This is a genomic window from Tenacibaculum sp. AWR4_210 (genome assembly GCF_056160945.1).
The window spans coordinates 1-339 of sequence record NZ_JBSWYF010000068.1 but is presented as its reverse complement, the minus strand read 5'-3'; the positions used below and the strand labels follow the sequence as shown (position 1 = coordinate 339).

The 339-nt window shown below is 36.9% G+C and carries 1 tRNA gene; it reads right to left on the bottom strand.

Annotation, left to right across the window (positions count from 1 at the left end):
- Positions 1 to 173 precede the first annotated feature (173 nt).
- Positions 174 to 247: transfer RNA gene (locus ACXAG7_RS20060), tRNA-Ala, on the bottom strand.
- Positions 248 to 339 lie beyond the last annotated feature (92 nt).

Here is a 339-nt window from a genome sequence, read left to right as displayed (position 1 = left end):
CTCTTTATATTTTTTTATAAAGTTTGTTGATTTTTAATCAACTCTCTATCTTGATTCTTTACGATATCATATTACCAATATGTCAATGAACTTGTGCCGAGTCGGCACTGACAAATATTTCAGTTACCAACCGGATGTAATGTTTAGATAAACTATCTTAAAACACTACGTTGTGGAGAATATCGGAGTCGAACCGATGACCTCTTGCGTGCAAGGCAAGCGCTCTAGCCAGCTGAGCTAATCCCCCATGTGCTTTTAGTTAACTACTGTTAAACTAGCAACGGGTAGCTAACCTCTAGAATTTCCTCAATCTTTATAACTATAAAAAGTAGTCTTGGG